The organism is Streptomyces sp. NPDC048254, from assembly GCF_043201895.1.
Lineage (GTDB): Bacteria > Actinomycetota > Actinomycetes > Streptomycetales > Streptomycetaceae > Streptomyces.
Map to the genome: position 1 here is coordinate 257,483 of NZ_JBICZJ010000008.1, position 21,438 is coordinate 278,920.

At 72.0% G+C, this 21,438-nt stretch carries 11 protein-coding genes; 2 read left to right on the top strand and 9 right to left on the bottom strand.

Annotation, left to right across the window (positions count from 1 at the left end; all coding sequences use genetic code 11):
- Nucleotides 1-8: 8 nt before the first annotated feature.
- The 5 genes from ACGFZQ_RS23805 to ACGFZQ_RS23825 all read right to left on the bottom strand — a co-directional run bounded on the left by ACGFZQ_RS23805 (nt 9) and on the right by ACGFZQ_RS23825 (nt 10,622).
- Complete coding sequence (locus ACGFZQ_RS23805; RefSeq protein WP_393841978.1) at nt 9-2,255, bottom strand: MMPL family transporter; 2,247 nt, start codon at nt 2,253-2,255, stop codon at nt 9-11.
- A 271-nt stretch (nt 2,256-2,526) separates the two neighbouring features.
- On the bottom strand, nt 2,527-4,800 hold the full coding sequence (locus ACGFZQ_RS23810; RefSeq protein ID WP_393841979.1) for a pyridoxal-phosphate dependent enzyme: 2,274 nt from the start codon (nt 4,798-4,800) through the stop codon (nt 2,527-2,529).
- Nucleotides 4,801-4,849: 49 nt separating this feature from the next.
- Nucleotides 4,850-5,782, bottom strand: coding sequence for a kinase (locus ACGFZQ_RS23815; RefSeq protein WP_351728663.1), 933 nt, complete (start codon nt 5,780-5,782; stop codon nt 4,850-4,852).
- The gene (locus tag ACGFZQ_RS23820; protein ID WP_393841980.1) at nt 5,779-7,317 is read right to left on the bottom strand and encodes an argininosuccinate lyase; all 1,539 of its coding nucleotides are present in this window, start codon (nt 7,315-7,317) and stop codon (nt 5,779-5,781) included. Before ACGFZQ_RS23820 ends, ACGFZQ_RS23815 begins: the two co-directional genes overlap by 4 nt.
- Before the next feature lie 8 nt (nt 7,318-7,325).
- Nucleotides 7,326-10,622 (bottom strand): amino acid adenylation domain-containing protein, encoded by a 3,297-nt coding sequence (locus tag ACGFZQ_RS23825; RefSeq protein WP_393841981.1) that lies wholly within the window; start codon nt 10,620-10,622, stop codon nt 7,326-7,328.
- Nucleotides 10,623-10,849: 227 nt separating this feature from the next.
- Here ACGFZQ_RS23825 and trpC point away from each other — a divergent pair, with 227 nt between their 5' ends.
- Nucleotides 10,850-11,656, top strand: a complete 807-nt coding sequence (gene trpC, locus ACGFZQ_RS23830; protein ID WP_393841982.1) for an indole-3-glycerol phosphate synthase TrpC — start codon at nt 10,850-10,852, stop codon at nt 11,654-11,656.
- 198 nt (nt 11,657-11,854) lie between these two features.
- Here trpC and trpD read toward each other — a convergent pair whose 3' ends face one another.
- Nucleotides 11,855-12,931 carry an anthranilate phosphoribosyltransferase gene (gene trpD, locus ACGFZQ_RS23835; RefSeq protein WP_393841983.1) on the bottom strand — a complete coding sequence of 359 codons (1,077 nt, stop codon included), beginning with the start codon at nt 12,929-12,931 and terminating at the stop codon, nt 11,855-11,857.
- 147 nt (nt 12,932-13,078) lie between these two features.
- Between trpD and ACGFZQ_RS23840 the strand changes: the two genes are divergently transcribed.
- Nucleotides 13,079-14,467 (top strand): PLP-dependent aminotransferase family protein, encoded by a 1,389-nt coding sequence (locus ACGFZQ_RS23840; protein ID WP_393841984.1) that lies wholly within the window; start codon nt 13,079-13,081, stop codon nt 14,465-14,467.
- Here ACGFZQ_RS23840 and ACGFZQ_RS23845 read toward each other — a convergent pair.
- From ACGFZQ_RS23845 to ACGFZQ_RS23855, 3 genes are all read right to left on the bottom strand, one after another.
- Nucleotides 14,454-15,059 carry an anthranilate synthase component II gene (locus ACGFZQ_RS23845; RefSeq protein ID WP_393841985.1) on the bottom strand — a complete coding sequence of 202 codons (606 nt, stop codon included), beginning with the start codon at nt 15,057-15,059 and terminating at the stop codon, nt 14,454-14,456. The two genes, ACGFZQ_RS23840 and ACGFZQ_RS23845, sit on opposite strands and share 14 nt — an antisense overlap.
- Nucleotides 15,056-16,579, bottom strand: a complete 1,524-nt coding sequence (locus ACGFZQ_RS23850) for an anthranilate synthase component I family protein (protein ID WP_393841986.1) — start codon at nt 16,577-16,579, stop codon at nt 15,056-15,058. The genes ACGFZQ_RS23845 and ACGFZQ_RS23850 overlap by 4 nt, the downstream gene beginning before the upstream one ends.
- A 137-nt stretch (nt 16,580-16,716) precedes the next feature.
- Nucleotides 16,717-21,414: an amino acid adenylation domain-containing protein gene (locus tag ACGFZQ_RS23855; RefSeq protein WP_393841987.1), complete on the bottom strand. Its 4,698-nt coding sequence runs from the start codon at nt 21,412-21,414 to the stop codon at nt 16,717-16,719.
- Nucleotides 21,415-21,438 lie beyond the last annotated feature (24 nt).

Below are 21,438 nucleotides of genomic sequence, written 5' to 3' on the forward strand. Positions count from 1 at the left end.
GCCGTGGCTCAGATGCGCCCCGACTCCTGCGGACGGTACGAAGTGACAGTCCCGGAACCAGCTGATCCGGTCTGCTTCGGCCGTGCCGATCGCGCCTTTCGCGACGGCCACCAGCTCGCGTCGCCCAGCAAAGTCAGGACCGACGGAAGGATCATGATCCGCACGATGAAGGCGTCGAGCAGGACCGCGGCGGCGAGGACGAAGCCCATCTGCTTCATCTCGACCAGGGTGAGGAAGACGAAGCTGGCGAACACGGTGACCATGACCACAGCCGCACTGGTCACCACACCCGCGGAGCTGCCGATCCCCTCGATCACGGCCCTGCGGGTGTCCAGGCCGCGCAGGACGGCCTCCCTGATCCTGCTGACCACGAAGACCTGGTAGTCCATCGACAGCCCGAAGAGGATGACGAACAGGAACAGGGGTACCCGCGCCCCGATCGATCCGGTGGAGTGGAAGTCGAGGATGCCCTCCGCCCAGTGCCCCTGGAAGACCAGGACCAGCAGGCCGAAGGCGGATGCCGCGGACAGCAGGTTGAGCAGGGTGCCGATCACGCCGATGACCACCGACCGGAAGGCCAGCACCGTCACGGTGAACGTCACCAGCAACAGCAGTCCGACGATCAGCGGGAGCTTGGAGTTCTGGTGGTCCAGGTAGTCGGAGTCGCGGGCGATGTCACCGGTGACGTAGGCCTCGGCGCCGGGCACCTTGCCGACCGTGGCGGGCAGGTAGTCGTCGCGGACGCGGTCGAGCGACTGCAGCGCCTGGGGCGAGCTGGGCTTGAACGGTACGGAGAGCATCAGGCTGGAGATCCGGTGGTCACCGGAGGAGCTCAGCTTGAACTCGACGTCCTTGGCGAACAGCGGGTCCGCCTGGGCCCGCCGGCGCAGGTCCTCCATCGCCTTCACCACCTGCGGTGCGCGGTCCGCGTCGGCACGCACCACCACCTGGTGCTGGACGAGCATCTCCGGGAAGGCGGCGGTCAGCCGGTCGTAGGTCTGAACGGCTGTGATCTTGCGCGAGAAGGTGTCCTTCCCCAGCACGCTCAGCTTCAGGTCGAGGGCGGGCGCCGCCAGGCCCAGCATGATGAGCACCGAGACCAGCAGGGTGATCCCGGGGCGCCGGGTCGCGGGCCGCAGCAGCGCGTTCCACGCCCTGCTCGTCTCACCGTGTCCCCGCGTCCGCTTGCCCTGGGCCGCGCGGCGGGCCGTACGACGCTCGGCGCGGGCCCCGAGCTTGGCCAGCAGGGCGGGCAGCACCGTCAGCGAACTGGCCACGGCGACCATGACGACGATGATGGCGCCGGTGGCGAGCGAGGAGAAGATGACGTCGGTCGCCAGGTACAGGGTCGCGGTCGAGACGATCACCGCGAAACCGGAGACCACGATGGCCCGGCCCGCGGTGGCCGCGGCGAGTTCCACGACGGCCTCGGAACCGAGATGACCGCCGGCCCGGGCCCGTTCCTCGCGATCTCGCTTCAGGTAGAAGAGCGAGTAGTCGACACCGACGGCCAGGCCGATCAGCAGGATGACGTTGTTGCCGACGCCGGCGTCCGGCAGCACGTGCGAGGCGACGGCGGACAGCCCCATGGCGGCGGCGATGGAGGAGAGCGCCAGCAGGACCGGTACACCGGCAGCGATCACCGAGCCGAAGGCGATCATCAGCGTGATGACGGTGACCGGCAGGGTGAGCATCTCGGAGAAGGCCAGGTCGTCACTGCGCTGCTGGTCGAGGCCCTTGCTCATCGAGGGGCTGCCGGTCTCCTGCACCCGTACCTCGGGGTGGGCCTTCTGCACGGCCGCGGTCTGCTCGACCAGCGGGCCGACCTTCTTGCGCGCGGCGAGTTCCTCGCCCGCCATGACGACCTGGACCATGAGGACCTTGCCGTTCCGGGAGAGGACCGGCTTCTCGACCCGGTCGACCTCCTGGAGTTTCCGCATCCGCGTGGTGACGTCCGCGGCGGCTGCCCGGGCCGCGGACACGTTCAGCGTGCCGGACGGGGAGTCGATGACGATCTGCTCGGCCGGCCTGCGTTGCAGGCCGCCCTCCGTCGCGATCGCCTCCGCCTTCCCGGCCTTGCCGACCCGGTAGTCCTCGGTGGTGGCGCTGTGGGTCCCGACGGCGGCCGACGCTCCTAAGCACAGCGCGACGAAGACGAACCAGCCGACGATGGCGCGCCAGGGGTGAGCCGCGCTCCAACTCGCCACCCTGACGGTGACCGAGCGTTTCTCCACTGTCTCCAGCCCCTTACTCACGTCGCTTATTTCTTCTACATGTAAGTCCGAGCTTACATGCGTAAGAGTGGTCGTCAATCGTCCTTCACGCCATCTGCGCCTCACCGGAAGGCGGTTGGGCGGCATCCGGCCATTCGGCACGGTCCCCGCCCCCCGGTTTCGGGGGCGGGGACCGTTTTGGCATGCGAAATGCCAGGTCAGGCGGTTGCCGACAGCTTGGCGAAGAAGTAGCTACAGGTGGCGGTGCCGAGGCCCTTGGTGGTGCCGTTCGCGCCAGAGGTGCTTCGTCGGCCTACTGCCGCTGCTCTGTCTTCCTCCCCCTCAGTTCGACGCCGACCAGTGCCGTGGCCCGGTCGAGCGCCTCGACGACCGCCGCCCGGCTCTCGCCGACGGCGACGATATGCCCGATCCGCCCGTATGCGTCCGTGGGCGGGGCGACCTGGGTACCCGCCGCTGCGGTGACCGTCACGCGTTCCACGCCCGGGACCGCCCGGGCCTCCTCCAGCCCGGCGACCCGCTCCAGCACGCCGCGCTCGGCGGGCAGGATGAACTGGATGCCGGCGTGGCGCGCGAAGCCGTCGGGCAGCAGCGGTTCGCCTCCACCGGCATGGGCCACCTGGGCGGCGAGCAGGTCGACACCGGTGGCCAGGCGGTAGAGCTCGGGGATGAGGCCGCCCGCGAGCCTCGGGTTGATCTCCACGACGGCGGTGCCGGTCGCGGTGCGCTTCACCTCGGTGTGGCTCGGGCCGCGGCCGAGGCCGGTCGCGGCCAGCGCGGCCGACACCGTCTCGGTCACCTCCCGCGCCGCCTCGGCGGGCAGTTCGGCGGGCACGAGGTGCCGGGACTCCACGAAGTGGGGTGCACCGGTCACGGTCTTCTCGGTGATGCCGATCAGCCGGTGCACGCCGTCGACCCCGAACATCTCCACGCTGTACTCGGGCGCGTCCAGATACTCCTCGACCAGGGCCCGGCCCGCCATGGCCTGCCCGCGTCCGTTGGTGGTCCGGGCGGTGATCTCCTCGGCCAGCTCGGCGGCCTGCTGCGCCGAGTCGCAGCGACGCACCCGCGTCGAGCCGGAGTCGTCGACGGGCTTGACCACGCAGGGGGTTCCGATCCGGTCGGCGGCCGCGGCGGCGGACGGGCCGTCCTCGACCACCTCGAAGAGCGGCTGCCCGAGCCCGGCCCGCTGCAGGGTCTCGCGCAGCCGCCCCTTGTCCCGGCAGCCGGCTATCGCCTCGGCACGCTCCGCCGGCAGCCCCACAGCGGTGGCCAGCGCCGCCGCGGCCACCAGGTAGAACTCGCTGGTCGTGGACACCCCGGCGATGCAACCGGACTCGAACGCCTTGGTCACCGCCCGGATCAGTGCGTCCAGGTCGTTGGTGTCGCAGTCAACGACCGTCGCACCGGTCTCGGCGAGCCCTCCGTACCGGGTGGAGTCGCCGGTCACGAGCACCGGCTCGTAGCCGGCCTCCGCCGCGATCCGTAGCGCCAGCATGCCGGTGCCGGTGGTGTTGGACTCCACGAAGACCAACGCCGGCCGCGGCGCGTCCGCCCTGTTGCGGCGGAACGACCAGCTGTGCACCTCCGTGCCGTCGAGGACCTGCCGCGGCACGGTGGCCACGGGCAGGCGCCGGAGATCCTGTTCGGCCCAGTGCGCGTCGCTGTGCACGGTGTCGGCGTACCGGTCCCCGCGGTCCGGGAAGATCCCGACGACGGTCGTGCCCGGTGTGGCTCGTTCGGCCATGGCGCCCAGCACCCGGTACACCGACCCGGAGGTGTTGCCGGCGAACAGCTTTTCCTCACGGGCCAGTTCGCGGGTGGCGCCGAAGGCCTCGTGGTCGTTCAGCCAGTGGACCTCGTCGATCAGGGAATGGTCGAGGTTCTTCGGGTGCAGGCTGTTGCCCAGCCCGCTCTGCAGCCTCTTGGGCCGGTCGGGCTGGCCGAAGAGCACACTGCCGACGCAGTCAACCCCGACCACGTACAGTTCCGGCAGGGACTCACGCAGCACTCGTGAGGTGCCGCACAGCGAGCCGCCGCTGCCCACGGCGCCGACCAGGACGTCCACCGTGTCGAGGTCGGCGAGCAGCTCATGGGCCAGGTGCCGGTAGGCGGCCGGATTCTGCGGGTTCTCGTACTGCCGTGGCCAGAACGCCCCCGGGTTGCTGTCCATGATCTCCCGCAGCCGGGTCAGCCGGGCGCCCTGCCAGCCGTGGTCGTCCATCGCGGACACCACATGCACCTCGCAGCCCAGTGCCTCCAGCTTGGCCAGCGTCGTGCGGTCGATCCGCGGGTCGGTGACGATGTGCACCGGATGGCCGAGCGCGGTGCCCACCAAGGCGACTCCGAGGGCCATCGTGCCCGAGGAGCTCTCCACGATCGGGGCGCCCTCGGCCAGGTCGCCCCTCTGGCGCGCCTCGGTGATGATCTGCTTGGCGACCCTGTCCTTCATCGCGAACAGGTTGTTCATCTCGAGTTTCGCGTAGACCCGGACGTCCCGGTCGGCCCCCAGCCGCAGACGTACCAGCGGTGTATGGCCGATGGCCTCGATCACGTTCTGGCTCAGCATGTGCGCTCTCTCTTCCCATCCCTGCGCCGGGCCGGCGAAACGCCGGAGTTCATCGGTCGAAGCTCAAGGTCCGGTACACCGTGACGTTGCCGACGAGCTCGGAGCACGCGCTCGCGGCGTCCACCAGCCGCTGCGGATACGAGGGCTCGGCCGTGTCGAGGAGCACCCCGAGGCAGGTCCCGCTGTGGCCGACGACCACCCCGAGCCCGCCGACCTGCCGACAGACGTCGATCATGTCGTCGAGCGTCCGCTTGGGCCGCAGCACCTGGTTCATCAGGGCACTGCGCGTGGCCACCGCGCCCACCTCGGCGAGGTCCGCACGGGCCACCGCCCCGGCCATCCGCTCCAGCAGTCGGGCGTACTCCGCCCGGTCCGCGGCGGAGAAGGGCTTGGGGATGCGGTTGAAGGCGATCGTGTCGATCTCGCCGCCCTCGTCGACGCCCACCACGGTCATCGGCGGCAGGGACCCCAGCTCGGTGTGGAGTGCCACCCGACGGTGGTAGAAGGCCACGATGCCGGGGTACAGCACGCCGTCGGTGGGCTCGATCTGCGCCAGCAGCGACTCGATCCGCCGGGGCGGCATCGGCTCACCCAGTGCGTTGGCGACCGCGCGTGCCGTCGCCACAAGGTCGGCGGACGAGCTGGCAAGGCCCTTGCCCTCGGTCAGCGTGCTCTCGATGGTCAGCACCCCGCCCATCGGCGCATCCGCGGACTGCATGATCATCCTGGTGAGCCGGAGCGCCTTGAGCTTGTGGGCCGGCTGGACCTCCAACTCGTCGGTACCGGGTGTGCCGTGGAAGGTCACCCGGGCCCAGCGGGCGATGGGCAGGGTGACCAGGAAGTCGCTGTTCTCCTCGGGCAGCACGCCCTGAAGCAGCTCGCCGAATGTGCCGGACGCGGTACTCATCCCCGTCACCGCGGCGAACGGCGCCGGGGCGCGCCCCGGGGCGTCCTGCCGCAGGACGGCGTCGGAGGACCTCACCACTCCTGCCGTCCCTCCGGACCGGCGAGCAGCCGGTCGACCTCGGCCGCCGCCGCGTCGATGTGCGCCCGTCGTCCGTACCAGCGCTTGTCCCATGCGTCGAACGCCGTCTCCTGGTCCGCGAGCAGGGCCCGTACGGCGTCCGGATGGGCCGAGCCGTCCGAACGCTTCGCCGTGAGTCCGCCCTGCACGCTCATCGCCTCGGCGAGCAGTTCCGCCGCGTGTTCGGCCGTATGCCCCTCGGCGGCCAGGATCGTGTCGAGCAGGGCACCGTCGGGCTCTGCGGGAGGCAGCCCGTGCTCGACGGCCTGGACGATGTAGCGCCCTGCGACCACCTGGGCAGTGCGCCAGGGGACCCCGGCTCGCAGGGTCAGCAGGTTGGCGAGCGTGAACCCGCCCAGGTACTCGCTCTCGCAGGCCTCGCGCATCCGGTCCTCCCGGAACCGCAGGTTCTCCAGCACCGCGCCGAACAGCCGCAGCACCGACCCGACGGTGTCGAAGGCGGCGGGTACTCCTGCCCCTGCCTCCTTGGAGATCTCGACGGAGTTGCTGTAGGGGGTGGAGCGCTGCCCGGCGGCGATGGCCGTGTAGGCCGCGCCGAGATGCGCCGTACGGGCCCGGATCCGCTCCAGCACCGGGTAGTTCTTCTTCTGCGGCATCGCCGAGGAGATTCCCGACCAGTGGTCCGGGAGGTCGATGAAGCCGTATCCCGCGCTGCCCCAGGTCATCAGGTCGGTGACGAAGCGGCTCAGCGCGACGCCCAGCAGGGAGAACTCGGCGCAGGCCTCCAGTGCCCAGTCGCGCTGTGCCACCGCCCGCAGCGCGTGCGTACGGACCTCGGTGAAGCCCAGCAGCCCGGCCATCCGGGCCCGGTCCCAGGGCAGTTCCTGTCCCGCCATAGCCCCCGCGCCCATCGGCGAGGCGGCAGCGGTCCGGTACACCGACTCCAGCCGCTCAAGGGTGTGCAGTACTTGGTCGCACAGTGCCGCGAAGTAGAAGCCGGGGCTGATCACCTGGGCCGGCTGCATATGGGTGTAGCCGGGCATCACCAGGTCGGCACCACGGCCGGCCAGCCGGTGCGCGGTGCGGCCGAACGCGATCAGCTCCTCGGCGCACCCCAGCAGCCGTGCCCGGCCCTGCATCAACTGGGCGGTGGCCTGGAGGTCGTTGCGGCTGCGGTCGACGTGCCACGCGGGCGGCACCGTGGTCAGCCGGCGGGCGACGTGGCGCTCCAGGGTGAAGGCGATGTCGCTCATGCTCTCCTCGGCCTCCCGGGCCACCGCCTCGGGTGTGACCCGGTCGAGCAGGTCGGCGATGGCACCGACCTGGGCACCGTCCAGCAGGCCGAGCCGGCGGTACTCCAGCAGGAGCACCTTCTCCAGTTGGACGTACCAGGGCAGCAGGGCGTCGATCTCGAAGCGGAGCTGCGGCTCGAGCACCTCGGCGCGCAGGAGCGCGTCGGGGCCGGCGGTGATCCGCCCGGTCAACCCTTCCGCACCACTGGAACTCGCCGTCGTCACATGGTCGTTGGGCATCGGTTTCCTCACGGGGACGAAGGGGCGGTTCGGTTCAGCGCGGTCAGCACCGCGTCTTTCGCGTCGGTCGCCCGTGTGCGCGGGAAGTGGGCTCCGCCACCCGGAAGCCGGCGGTGCGTCACCTCGTCGGTGAAGAGCCGCCAGTCCCAGTGACCGCGGCCGTGTTCGCCGTCCGCCCCGTCCTCGGCGACGACGAGCTCGATGCCCGCCTTGATTCGGTGGGACTCCGGGTCGAGGCGGGCGGCCAGCAGGAAGTCTCCGGCCGACCGCACGTCGTGCCGGTAGGCGGGCCCGAGCAGCCGCGCCCGCTCCGGCTTGAGCCCGTCGAACTCCACGTACGCGCCCTCGCCCAGGAGGGTCGCGGCGACCTCCTGGTCACTCATGGCACGGGTGCGGTCCATGACCGCCCGCACCCCGGCCGGCCAGTCCGGGGCGACGCCGCCGACGATGACCCGACGAGCTGCCGAAGGGCCGTCCTCCAGCAGCCGGGCCAGGGCGAGCGCGGGCGCCGCACCCTCCCGCTGGCCCCACAGCACGAGCGTTGCGGCGGTCAGCCGCCCCAGCTCCTGCGCAACCCGGCGCGCCACCTCGGGCACCTCCGCCAGATCCTGCGCGCCGGGCACGAAGTCGTGGCCGGGCAGCTCCACGCCGTACACCTCGATGCCGCTCGGAGCGAGTTCCCGGGCCAGAGCGAGGAAGTTGACCGCGTTCCCGCCCGCGCCGGGGAAGCAGACCAGGCGGCCCTCGGGCTCGGTCCGGCCAGGGAGCGCACGGGTCAGCGGTCGGAGCAGGCCGGGCTCCGGGCCCTCCGCCGTCGCGCTCCCACCCGCGTCGACGGCGGCGGCGAGGTCGGACAGCACGGGATGGGCGACGATCTGCGTCAGCGAGACGAGCCGGTCCAGCTTCACGACGAGCCAGGTCGCCGCGAGCGACGTACCGCCGAGCGCGAAGAAGTTGTCGGCCCGCCCGATGCTCTGCAACGGAACGTTGAGCGCCTCCGCCCAGGCCATCGCGAGGCGCTGCTCGGTGGGCGTGGTGGGCGCCGTGCTCGGCACGCCGGCATGGCCGAGCGTGGCGGCCAGCTCGACGAGAACCTTCCGGTCCACCTTGCCGTTGTCGCTGACCGGCAGGGCGTCGATCCAGTGGCAGTGCGCGGGGATCATGTAGTCCGGCAGATGGCGGGCCAGGCCGGTCCGGATGTCGGCGGCCTGCCGACGGACGGCACCGACCAGGAAGGCGACCAGGACCCGGTGCCGGTCACCCGCCCCCGAGGCGACGACCACCGCGTCCTTCACCTCGTCCAGGGCCATGAGCCGGTTCTCTATCTCACCGGTCTCGACCCGGAATCCGCGGATCCTGACCTGCTGGTCGCGGCGGCCGAGGAACTGGAGCCGGCCCCCGGGCAGCCAGCGCCCGAAGTCACCCGTACGGTACATCCGCTGGCCGGGCCGGAACGGATCGGGCACGAACGCGGCCCGGGTCCGCTCGGGGTCGTTGACGTAACCACGGCCGACCGCGACCCCGGAGAAGACGATCTCTCCGGTCGCACCGAGCGGCACCAGCCCACCCTGCTCGTCGAGCACGTAGCCATGCACGTTGCGCCGCATCCGGCCGAGCGTGACGGGCCCGTGCTCGGGCACCATGTCGAGGAACTCGTGCATGGTGTCGTCCGAGACCTCGGTCGCGCCGTACGCGTTGACCACCCGGACGCCCGGATGGCACGCGAACCACCGCCGCAGCAGCGCCGGTTTCAGTTCCTCCCCCGTCACCGAGACGGTGCGCAGCACGCCGAGACCGCGGGGGCCGCGCTCCAGTGCCGTGATCAGCGCGTCGAAGTAGGACGGGGCGAACTGTGCGACGGAGACGCGCGACGCGGTCAGCTCGGCGACGAAACGGTCCACGTCCAGGAGCACGTCGGTGTCCACGATGCGTGAACCGCCGCCGGTCAGCAGGGGGGCGATCAGCTGCCACAGCGAGATGTCCAGGGACTGCGCGGCGGTCTGCGCCACCACGTCGCCGGGGCCGAGTCCGAGGTCGGCGACCTTCATCAACAGGTGGTTCAGCAACCCCGCGTGCTCGCACATCACGCCCTTCGGCGTGCCGGTGGAGCCGGAGGTGAAGTAGATGTAGGCGAGCCGGCGGGGCGTGAGCGGCCGGCCCGGATTGCCGGTCGTCCGCGCCTCGGAACCATGACCACTGGTTCCGGCGGTCAGGGCCGCGACGTCCACCGAGCGGCGCGCGTCGTCCCTGCCCCTCACGAAGGCATGCGGGTCCGCACCCTCCCCGAGCACGAACCGGCAGTCCGCGTCGTCGAGTTGAGCGGCGATCCGGGCGGCCGGGAGGTCCGGCTGCACCGGCAGATAGCACCCGCCTGCCTTGAGTACGCCGATCGTGGCCGCTGCCCACTCCAGGCCGCGTTCCATGACGACGGCCACCACGTCCTCGTCACGGAGCCCGTCCGTCAGCAGCGCGTGGGCGATCCGGTTGGCGCTCGTGTTGAGGCGGTCGTAGGTCCATGACCGGCTCCGGTGCGACACCGCGATCGCGTCAGGGGTCGACCGGACCTGCTCCTCGAACCGCTCGACGAACAGCCTCCCGTCGAAGGGCACCGACTCGCCCGCCAACCCGTAGATCTGGAAGTGCCGTTCGTCCTCGGCGAGCAGACTCCGCTCGCCCGCCGGTGCGTCGGGGTGGGCGGCCAGCAGTTCCAGGGCCCGTCCGTGGTAACCGACGATTCGGGTCAGCTGCTCCTCGGACATCACGTCCGAGCGGGACCGGGCGCAGACGGTGACGCGGTCCGCGTGCACGGCGATACGCACCCACAGGGGCGGTGCGTCCTGCTGGGCCGGATCCGCTGCGCACAGGTCCGTCGTGATCAGGTCTGTCGCGGACAGGTCCAGGACGCAATCGTGGTTCGCCCCGGAGGCCGGGCCCGGCGCCGGGGCGCGCCGGCTCGCCTCCGCGGCCGCCTGCCGCACGAGTTCGCCCCAGCTCTTCCGCAGCACACCACTGACACCCAGCGAGCGTGGCGCGCCGGGATCACCGTCGGCGGGCACGTACCCGGTGACCGGGTCCTGGTCGGAGGTCAGCGCGGCGACCACCCGCAGGTGTGCGGCCAGGAGCACGGCGTCCAACGGGGCCGCGCTCTCGACGGCCACCGCACGCAGCCGGGGGGTCAGTTCGGGAGACAGCACGAGTTCGGCGGTCACACCTCGCCGCGCGCCCGTCTCGTCGGCCGTGGTCCACCGCGGAACGCGTACGGCCGTCGTCCCGGCCGCGACTGAACAGCCCAAAGTCTTCGACACGTGATTGCCAACCTACGGAGGAATGGACGGAAGAATGTGTTGTTCGGCATCGCCTTCGTGACCATGCTGTCGACCGGCACTGACAGGCCACTGACGACGGCTCCGCACCCCGTTCGCGCGCTCACATGGAAGTTTTCGCCGCTGCTTAAGGAAGTGTTCTCCGCCCGCTCCGAACGTTTATCGTCCGGTCGGTCACAGCCCGCAGGTCAGGGAGGGGAAACACAGCGATGAATGCTCTCGACGACATCGTCAGGGGCGTACGTGACGATGTGGCGTCACGCCGGCAGCGCCTGCCCGAGGCGGCCGTGCGGGAGCGGGCCCTGGCCCGGGGCGCGGGGCGGGACTGCGTGCCGCTGCTGCGGGGCGGGCCGGGGGTGCGGGTCATCGCGGAGGTGAAGAGGGCCAGCCCGTCGCGCGGTCCGCTCGCCGGCATCCCTGACCCCGGGGCCCTGGCCGCCGACTACGCGGCAGGCGGTGCGGCCGCGATCAGCGTCCTGACCGAAGGACGCCGGTTCGGGGGCTCCCTGGCGGATCTGGAGGCCGTGCGCGCCCGGGTGGACGTGCCCGTGCTGCGCAAGGACTTCGTCGTGGACCCCTACCAGGTGTGGGAGGCGCGTGCGTACGGCGCCGACATGGTGCTCCTGATCGTCGCCGCCCTGGGCCGAGCCCAGTTGGCCGAGTTCGTCGCGCTGGCGCGCGAGGCGGGACTGACGCCGCTGGTGGAGGTGCACGACGAGCCCGAGGCGGAGCGCGCGGTGGCCGCCGGCGCCACGGTGATCGGCGTCAACGCACGCGACCTGACGACGCTGGAAGTGGAGCGCGGCACGTTCGCGCGGGTCGCGCCGCACCTTCCCGAGGGCCTGGTGCGGATCGCCGAGTCCGGCGTCCGCGGCCCGGCGGACGTCGCGGCATACGCCCGCGCGGGCGCGGACGCGGTCCTCGTCGGCGAGGCGCTGGTGACCCACGGCACCCCCCGAACGGCAGTAGCCGAACTCCTGGCCGCATCCCAGGTCCAGGGTCCGGTCGACGGATGACGCCGGGCAGGTGGGGTGAGTGCGGCTCGGACCTGTCCGGGATCCGTCCCACGGCTCGCCGCGCGGCCATCCGGCCCGGCGTACGTGTCCCTCGCCGCGTCGCATCCCGGAGTCGGCCGGCGCCAGGCCGGGGCCCGGGTACCGCAGAACGGGACCCCTCGGGGCTTGCGCGGCAGAGCCGTCGACGGCAGCCGCGGCTCACCGAGGTGCCGGCCCCGCCGACTGCGCCCGCTTGGTCGTGACGGCCGCCCATCGTTCCAGGACCGCTGCCGCCGCGCCCGAGTCCACCGATTCCGCCGCCCGCTCCCATCCCGTCGCCAGATGTTCGCCGACCGAGCGTCCGCCGTCCGGCTCCAGCGCGGCAAGACCGGCCGCGGCCGACAGCAGTACCGCGTCGCGCACCGGACCGCGCGCACCGGCGAGGACCTCCCGCGCCACCCGGGCGTTGTGGGCCCGGTCGCCGCCGCGCAGGGCGTCGGGCGTGGCGAGCCCGATGCCGATGTCCCGCGGGTCGAAGGTCTCCTCGCGCACCCCGGAGTCCGTGACCGCCCAGATCGTGGAGGTTGTGGTGACCGTCAGTTCATCCATTCCGTCGTCGCCCCGGAACACGAGCCCCCTCGACCCACGCCGGGCGAGGACCCCTGCCAGCAGCGGCGCGAGCCGCGCGTCCGCCACTCCGATCGCCGCACCCGTGGGCGAGGCCGGATTGAGCAGCGGGCCCAGGGCGTTGAAGACGGTGCGTATCCCGAGTTCGCGGCGCGGCGCCGCCGCGTGCCGCATGCCGGGATGGAACGCCGGCGCGAAGCAGAACGTGATGCCGACCTCTTCGGCGACGGCGCCGACGTCCTCCGCGGGCAGCCCCAGAGCCACCCCCAGCTCCTCCAGGACGTCGGCCGATCCGCAGGAGGAGGACGCCGACCGGTTGCCGTGCTTGACCACCCGCGCCCCGGCTCCGGCCGCCACGATGGCCGAGATCGTGGAGATGTTGACACTGTTCGAACCGTCCCCGCCGGTGCCCACGATGTCCACCGTGGGGCCGGGCACGTCCAGCGGCACCGCATGCCGCCGCATGGCGCCGACCAGACCCTCGATCTCCTCGACGGTCTCGCCCTTCGCCCGCAGCGCCACCAGGAGCCCGGCCAGCCGCACCGGCCCCGCGACGCCGGACATCACCTGATCCATCGCCCAGTCGGTCTCCCGCGCGGAAAGGTCCTTCAGATCGAGCAGCGAATTCAGCAATTCGGGCCAACTGAAACTCTGCGGTCCGGTTGTCACGTGAATTCTCCTCGGACATCTGCGGCACGGATCTGACGTCGATCCGGGCGACCAGTGTCACGTCCGGGCACGCGCCCCGACCAGACCACTGCCAAGCGAGAAATACAGGCCACTTCCCAAGAGAGAGAACAAGAGAGAGAAAAGGTCATGTCCCTCCACATGGCGGTCGAAGTCGTCCGGGATTCCGAGGTCTCCCTGACCGCGCAGATACAGAGTTTCATCAAGAGCGAGATAGCGGCCGGAAGCCTGCACGCGGGAACCCGGCTGCCCTCCAGCCGCCGCCTCGCGGACGACCTGGACGTCTCGCGCAGCGTGGTCGTGGAGGCGTACGGCCAACTCGTCGCCGAGGGATACCTGGAAGCCGTCCAGGGCGCCGGCACCCGCGTCGTCGGACACCTGACCGCCCAGGCGGTCGTACCGACGCTCCTCGGGGAGGACCGGGTGCCGGAGGTCCGCTGGGACCTACGGCCGGGCGGCGGCAGTCCGTCCGACTTTCCGCGCCGCGACTGGCTCACCTGCTACGAGCGCGCGCTGCGGGCGGGCGCCCCCTCGGCACACGCCTATCCTCCGCTGGCCGGAGCCCCCGCGCTGCGCCTGGAACTCTCCCAGTACCTGGGGCGGGCACGCGGCGTTCGGACCACCGCCGAGCGGCTGGCCGTGGTGGGCGGGTTCGCGCAGGGACTGGACCTGCTGTGCGGCGTGCTCCGCCGGCAGGGGGTGGACACGATCGGCGTGGAGGATCCGGGCCATCCCGGACAGCGGCGGTTCCTCCAGGAATGCGGTGTGCGTCCGCTGCCCCTGCCCGTCGACGAGGCGGGCCTGGATGTGGCGGCGCTGGCCGCGACGGACCTGCGCGCCGTCCTCGTCACCCCCACGCATCAATTCCCGACCGGCGTGACCCTGCGCGACGACCGGCGCGAGCACCTCGTGCGCTGGGCCCGGGACGTCGACGGCCTGATCATCGAGGACGACTACGACGGGGGCCTGTGGTACGAACGCGGTCAACGTCCGCTGGCGCTGCAACGCCTCGCCCCCGAACGCGTCGTGTACGCGGGCACAGCCAGCAAGTCCCTCGCCCCCGGGCTGCGGCTCGGCTGGCTGGCCGCACCGCCCGATCTGCTGGACCGGCTGCTGCGCGAGCGTGCCCGGCACGACCTCGGCACCGAGACCCTCACCCAGCTGGCCTTCGCCGAGCTGCTGCGCGGCGGGCTGCTCGACCGTCACCTGCGAAGGCTCAACTCCCGGGCGAGCAGCCGCCGTCAGGCCCTCGTGGAGGCCGTCCGCCGGCATCTGCCCGACGCCGACGTGCTCGGCCCGGCAGCAGGGCTGCACGCGTACCTCAGGCTCCCCCGGCACACCGACGAGGCGGCCCTGGTGTCCGGGGCGCTGCGCCGCTCCGTCGCGGTGCGTGGCGGGGCGGCTTTCCACGCCTGGCCGCGCCGGGGCGCACCCGCGCTCGTCGTGGGCCACGCGCATCTGCCGCGCTCGGGCATCACCGAGGCCGTCCGCGTACTGGCGGAGGTCAGATCCCGCTGAGCGGCCGCTCCCGGCTGCGCTCGTCCGCCGCCATGGCCAGGAAGTTCTCCAGCAGTGTCAGGCCTCCGGTGGTCATCACGGACTCGGGGTGGAACTGGACGCCTTCCACGGGCAGGGTGCGGTGCCGCAGGCCCATCACATAGCCGTGGTCGACGGCGACTGCCGTGGTCTCCAGGGCCTCCGGAACCGGTTGGGCGACCACGAGGGAGTGGTAGCGGGTGGCCTGCAGGGTGTGGCCGAGACCGGCGAACAGACCCGTGCCGTCGTGCTGCACGGTGCTGATCCGCCCGTGCATCACCTGGTCGGCCACCTCGATCCGGCCGCCGTAGGCCAGGGCGATGGCCTGGTGGCCCAGACACACGCCGAGCAGCGGCACCCGACCGGCGAACTCGTGCACCAGTTCCACATGGCCCGACTCGGCCGGATGCCCGGGACCCGGCCCGAGGACCACGGCGTCCGGTTCGTACCCGGCGAGTTCGTCGACGGAGCGGGTCAGCGAGCGCACGACCCGCGTCTGCGCGCCGAGGTGGCGCAGATACTGGTCGATGATGTGCACGAAACTGTCGTACGCGTCGATCAGCAGCACCTTCATCGCAGTTCCTCCCCCGTGAGCGCCCAGTAGGCGGCGCCCATCTTCGCCAGCGTCTCCCGCCACTCGGACTCGGGGTCCGACTGGGCCACCAGGCCCGCCGAACTCTGCGTGGAGTAGGTGGCTCCGTCGTACTCGATCGAGCGGATGCACAGCGCGAGTTCGCTCCACCCGCGTACGTCCACCAGCCCCACGGCGCCCGCGTAACTGCCGCGTCGCTCCCGTTCGAGACCGTCGATGATCTCCATGGCCCGCACCTTGGGCGCGCCGGTCATCGTCCCCGCCGGAAACGTCGCGCGCACCGCTTCCCAGGTGCCCAGGCCCTCGTCGAGACGTCCGGTGACGGTGGAGACGAGATGGAACACGTGCGAGTAGGACTCCACGGCCATCAGCCGGTCCACGGGCAGCGTGCCGGGGCGGCTGACCCGGCCGATGTCGTTGCGGCAGAGGTCGACCAGCATGATGTGTTCGGCGCGTTCCTTCGTGCTCTCCCGCATCTCCTTGACGCGCCGGGCGTTCTCCTCGTCGTCCGGCCCCCGGCGCGCGGTGCCCGCGATGGGGCGCATCTCGAGTTCGTCGCCCTTGATCCGGAAGTACAGCTCGGGGCTGGCACCGATGAGCAGGCTGCCGGCGCGGGGCATCAGGTACATGTACGGCGAGGGGTTACGGCCGCGCAGCCGCCGGTAGACGTCGACGGGGGTGAGCTCGGTGCGTACGTCGATACGGTGGCCGATCTGGATCTGGTAGATGTCCCCGACCCGAATGTGCTCCAGGCACCGGTGAGCCCACGACAGGAACGTCTGGCGGCCGACGGTGTCGTGCACGGACGAGGGGGAGGGGGCCGCGGGCACCGTGGCGGCGTCCGTGCCGCCCCGCTCCCGGGCGGCCCGAGCGGCCGCCTCCAGCGACGGGGCATCCGGTGAGCGGTCCCCGAACGCCGCGCTCTCCGCGGCGAGATGACGCACCGTGGCCGTGGTCAGGTCGTACCACACGGCATCCCGGAAGAGCGTGAGCGTGATGTCGGGCCCGTTCGCCTTCTTGGTCCGGGGAGGCAGCGTCTCCATGTGCCAGACGGACTCGTAGGCGAGCGAGGCCAGGAACCCGAAGGCGTACGAGGTCTGCGGTATGTCGGTGTCCACCTCGAAGGCGTGCTGTGCCAGGGGCAGCAGCCGCCAGACGGCGGCTGGGCCGGGTATGCGCAGTCGTCGGGTGCCTGCTCCGGCGGCGCCCGGCGGCGACTCCTCGGGAAGCAGCCCTGCCTCCTCGGCGACCAGAGCCAGCACCGACGCCACGCCCGGCACGCCGTCGATCTCCACGTGTTCGGCGAAGACCCGGATCTCGGCCAGACGGCCCAGACCGACGACGGCGGACCGGCGGTCGGGTGCGGCGCCGTCCGTGCTCTCGAAGAGAAAGACGTCCTCGGCCCGGCACGTGTCGCGCAGGCGCTCGTACAGCTCGAGAGGGGCGTGGTGCGGTAGTTCGGCAGCGGCGACCCGCACCGTGATGCGTTCCTGCGACGACACGACAGACCCCCTGTGAATTCTGAATCGTCCACTGAATGACGTGCGCTCCGCCGTCCTCAGGAAATCAGCGGCTTCGGCGACCGGGCCAGACCGGTCGGTCCCCGTGCGGGCGGACCACTTCCACGAGCGTGCCGCGGTCAGCGTTCCTTCGGCCCTGACAGGTCGATGTCGTGGACCGGGATGTCCGGAGTGGCGGCGGCCGTACGCAGCAGCAGCGTGAAGCGGGTGCAGAGGGCCTCGACGGTGGGCCGGTCGAACAGCTCGGTCCGGTATTCCACCACGCCGTCGAGTCCGCGGCAGGTGCCGTCGGCGTCGCGCCGCTCGAACAGGCCGAAGGTCAGGTCGAACCCGGCGGAGCTGCTGCCGACCAGGTCCACCGTCGCGGACCCGCCCGGTAGCTCCAGCCTTTCGGGAAGGGAGGGTGTGAGCACCAACATCACCTGGAACAGGGCTCGGCCGAACACGGCCTGCCCGCTCGCCGCCCGCCGTGGTCCCTGCGCCTCCACGACCAGGTCGAAGGGCACGTCCTGGTGAGCGAAGGCCGCCAGATCGGCCTGCCTGACCCGGCCGAGCAGCTCACGGAAGGTGGGCTCTCCCGAGGTGTCGGTGCGCAGTGCGAGCGTGTTCACGAAGAAGCCGACGAGGCCGTCGAGCTCCGCGTCCGCACGGTCGGAGACCGCCGTGCCGATCGGGATGTCCGTACCCGCGCCGAGGCGGGTGAGCAGCGCGGCCAGTCCGGCGTGCACCACCATGAAGAGGCTGGCCTGCTCGTCCGCGGCCACCTCCAGGAGCCGTCCGTGGACGTCCGCGGGGACGGTGAAAGCGACCGTGTCGCCGGCGGTGTGCGCCGGGCGCCCGGACGGCGCCTGCTCCCTCCGGTCGGTGGGTAGCGCGATACGTTCCGGCAGACCGGCCAAGGTCTTGTTCCAGTGGGCGAGTTGAGCGGCCCGCAGGGCGCTGGGCTCGCCGTCGGTGCCGAGCAGTCGACGCTGCCACAGGGTGAAGTCGGCGTACTGGGTGGGCAACGGCGGCCAGTCAGGGGCGTCACCGGTGACGCGGGCCCGGTACGCGGTACCGAGGTCGTCCAGCAGCCGCGGTAGCGAAGCCCGGTCGCAGGCGATGTGGTGGAGCAGCAGGAGCAACGTCTGCCTGCGCGGGGTCTCGGTCGTGAAAAGGACCGTACGGAGCGGGAGTTCGCTCTCCAGGAGGAAGGGGCGGCCGGCCGCGGCGCTCAACGCGGCCGGCAGCCGGTCCGGGGCGACGGGTTCGACCGTGAGTGCCGGGCGCGCTGCCGTGACCGGCAGGATGTGCTGGACCGCCTGGCCGTCCCGCTGCTGGACGAGGGTGCGCAGGGGCTCGTGCCGGGCCGTGAGGTCGCCCAGGGCGGCACGGAGCGCTTCCCGGTCGAGCTCGCCGTCCCAGCGCAGCACCAGGGGAACGTTGTAGGTGCTGTCGGGCCCGGCGAGCTTGTGCAGGAACCAGAAGCGCCGTTGGCCGAAGGAGAGCGGGACCGGCTCGGCGCCCCGGTCCCCGGCCGACGGAAGCCGAGGGACGAGCCGGGCCCCCGATGCCACGGAGGTGTCGCCCGGATGATCCGTGTCGCCCAGATGAGCGGCGAGCCCGGCGACGGTCGGGTGGGCGAAGACGTCCCTGACATCCAGCTCCGCCCGGGCCCCGAGGCCGGCTCGGCGCACCATGCTGACCAGCCGTGTCGCCCGCAGGCTGTCGCCCCCGAGGTCGAAGAAGTCGTCGTCGGCGCCCACCCGCGCCACGGCGAGCAGGCCGGCGTACAGCCCGGCCAGTTCGGCTTCCAGCGGCGTGTCCGGGGCGCGTGACGGCGTGTGCGCGCGGGCGTGGGGGGAAGGGAGCGCCGCCCGGTCCAGCTTCCCGTTGGGGGTGAGCGGCAGCCTGTCGAGGGGGACGAACACGGACGGGACCAGATGCGCCGGAAGCCGCGCGCGCAGCCATTCCCGCAGCCGGGCATGGGCCGGCCCGGGATCGTCCGCCGCCGCCTCCCGGGTGGGGACGACGTAGGCCACCAACCGTGCGGCCCCGTCGGCTCCCTGACCGCCGTCCGCCCCGGTGCGGGCCGGACCGTACGGAACGACACCGGGACTCGCCAGCACGGCCCCGCCCGCCACGCCGGGGGCGGCCAGCAGCGCCGCCTCGACCTCGGCCGGTTCGATCCGGAAGCCACGGATCTTGACCTGGTCGTCCGCCCTGCCGAGGTACTCCAGTGAGCCGTCCCGACGGGCGCGTACGAGGTCGCCCGAACGGTACAACCGGGACCCGGCGGGGCCGAACGGGTCGGCCACGAAGCGCTGCGCCGTCAGGGCGGGGCGGTGCAGATAGCCCCTGGCCACACCGGAACCCGCGACATACAGCTCACCGGCCGCCCCGGGGGGCACCGGGCGCAGCCGGCTGTCCAGCACGTACAGCCGGGTGCCGGCGATGGCCTTGCCGATCGGGACGACCCGCGCCGTGCCGTGGCCGCGGTCCAGGTCGAGCCGGGTCGAGAGGACCGCGGTCTCGGTGATGCCGTACATGTTGACCAGGACGGGCGAGAAGTCCTGGTGCCGCCCGTACCAGGAACGCACGACGGCCGGGGAGAGCGCCTCACCACAGAAGATGACCCAGCGCAGGGCCAGTTCCCGCCCCCGCGCGGGCGCTTCGGCGTCCGCCTGCTCCAGCGACCGGAAGGCGGAGGGCGTCTGGTTGAGCACCGTCACGCGCTCCCGCACCAGCAGGTCGAGAAAGGCGCGGGGCGAGCGGCTGACCTCGCGGGGGACGACCACGAGTCGGCCACCGTGCGTGAGGGCGCCCCACATCTCCCACACGGAGAAGTCGAAGGCACAGGAGTGGAACATCGCCCAGGTGTCGTCGGGACCGAACCCGAACCCGGCGGCTCCCGCCTGCAACAGCGCCACCGGACCGCGGTGCGGGACCACCACGCCCTTGGGGCGGCCGGTGGATCCCGAGGTGTAGATGACGTATGCGGGATGGTCGGGCGTCAGCGGCCCTGTGCGGTCCGCGTCGGTCGGGTTGGCGTCGCTGTCCGGCGAGCCGGTGCCGCTCGTCGCGGACGCGGTCGCGGCCGCGTGCGCCGCCGCGGCGGCTCCCGTCGGATCCGTCACGGAGAGAACGCATACCGGCCGGGCGTCGGCGAGGATCCGCTCCGTGTGCTCCGGCGGCCATCCCGTGTCGAGCGGGAGGTAGGCCGCGCCGGTCTTGGACACCGCCAGGATCGCGGTGACCATGTCCTCGGAGCGGGGGAAGAGGACGGCGACGGTGCGTCCGGGTCCCGCGCCGCGCCGGATCAGCGTCCTGGCCAGCCGGTTGGCGCGCCTGTTGAGTTCGGCATAGGTGAGCTGCCCGTCGCCCTGGCCGACCGCCGGTGCGTGCGGGGTGCGTGCGGCCCAGTGTTCGAACAGCTCGGGGAGTGTACGGGGCGAGTGGGGTGCGGGTGTGCCGATGCGCGGTGCGAGCAGCCCGCGCTCTTCCGGTGCCAGCAGATCCAGCTCTCCGACGGGGCGTCGGGGTTCGTCGATCAGCTGGTCGAGCAGGCGTACGCAGCGGTCGGCCTCGGCGGCGACCTCCTCGGGCTCGTACCGCCCGGCCTCGGCGTGCACCTCCACCATCAGGCCGGCCCGGCCGCGTTCCGGCCTGATCATGACGGAGAGGTCCTCCACCGCGCCGGTGTTGAGCTGTCTGAGGGTCATCGGCCGCCCGGCGAAACTGCGGCCGAAGCTGAACGGGACGATGTTCGCGATCAGTTGGTACGGCGCGTGTACGGACCCGGTGAAGCCGAGGTCACGGCGGAGGTCCTCGTACCGATAGCGCTGGTGGTGGAGGGCGAGGGTGGTTGCCTCGCCGACGGTCCGGATCAGTTCGGCGGCCGACCGGCGCAGGTCGACCGGTATCCGCAGCGGGAGCACGTTCGACGCCGCACCGGTCACGGCGCCCGCCGTCCTGGGGGTGCGGCCGGCGACCGGGAACCCCACGACGACCTCATCGCCCCCGCCGGTACGGGCATGGTCCAGCAGGACGGCGGAGGCGGTCGCCAGCACCGTCCAGGGCAGGTCGAGTTCGCGTGCGCGTGCGCGGAGGGCGGCCACCCGGTCCTGGGGCATCCGGGACGCACCACGCACCGGTGCCCCGCCCGTCCCGCCGACGCCGGTCCGGCCGGCTATGTCCCGGCCAGGTGCGGCGGCCCCGGACCCACCCGGCCGGACGGCTCCCGGCCAACCGACCATCTTCGCCGTCCAGAACTCACGGTCGGCCTCGAAGTCGGGCGTGGAGCGGTAGGCCCGCTCGGCGTTGAGCAGGGTGTCCAACGGCACCTGGTGGCCGGGCTCCGGGGACTCGCCGCGCTCCAACGCCGCGTAGATCTCGCCGAGTCGTCGGGCGAACAGCGCCAGACCGAAGCCGTCCACCACCAGGTGGTGCACGAGCAGGTACCAGCAGACCCGGTCCCCGGCGAGGCGCAGGAACGCGGTCCTGAACACCGGACCGTTCTCCAGGTCGAGCGGGCGTGGGAGGTCCGCCCGCATCCAGTCCAGCGCGGCGGCCATCGGCGCGGGTTCCCGCTGGAGGTCGACAACCGGTATGTGCCAGGGAGGGAGGGGGCCGGCCCATTGCCTCGGCTCCCCGGAGGCCGTGACGGCGAACCGCGACCTGAACGGCTCGGTCTCCGACACCGCGAAGCGGAAAGCGGCCTCGTACAGCTCTGGATCGAGGTCTCCGGCGATCTCGAACGCACTCGCCAGTTGGTACCGGACCGGAGGCGCCAGGTGCTGCGCCCACCAGATCCCGTGTTGCATCGTGGTGAGCGGCATCGACGGGTGATCCGGCGAGCCCAC

Bases quoted from the DNA above. Each gene is read 5' to 3' on its own strand.
- ACGFZQ_RS23820 (WP_393841980.1), bottom strand. From the start codon at position 7,317: ATGCCCAACGACCATGTGACGACGGCGAGTTCCAGTGGTGCGGAAGGG.
- ACGFZQ_RS23855 (WP_393841987.1), bottom strand. From the start codon at position 21,414: ATGCCGCTCACCACGATGCAACACGGGATCTGGTGGGCGCAGCACCTG.
- ACGFZQ_RS23840 (WP_393841984.1), top strand. From the start codon at position 13,079: ATGTCCCTCCACATGGCGGTCGAAGTCGTCCGGGATTCCGAGGTCTCC.
- ACGFZQ_RS23845 (WP_393841985.1), bottom strand. From the start codon at position 15,059: ATGAAGGTGCTGCTGATCGACGCGTACGACAGTTTCGTGCACATCATC.
- trpC (WP_393841982.1), top strand. From the start codon at position 10,850: ATGAATGCTCTCGACGACATCGTCAGGGGCGTACGTGACGATGTGGCG.
- ACGFZQ_RS23810 (WP_393841979.1), bottom strand. From the start codon at position 4,800: ATGCTGAGCCAGAACGTGATCGAGGCCATCGGCCATACACCGCTGGTA.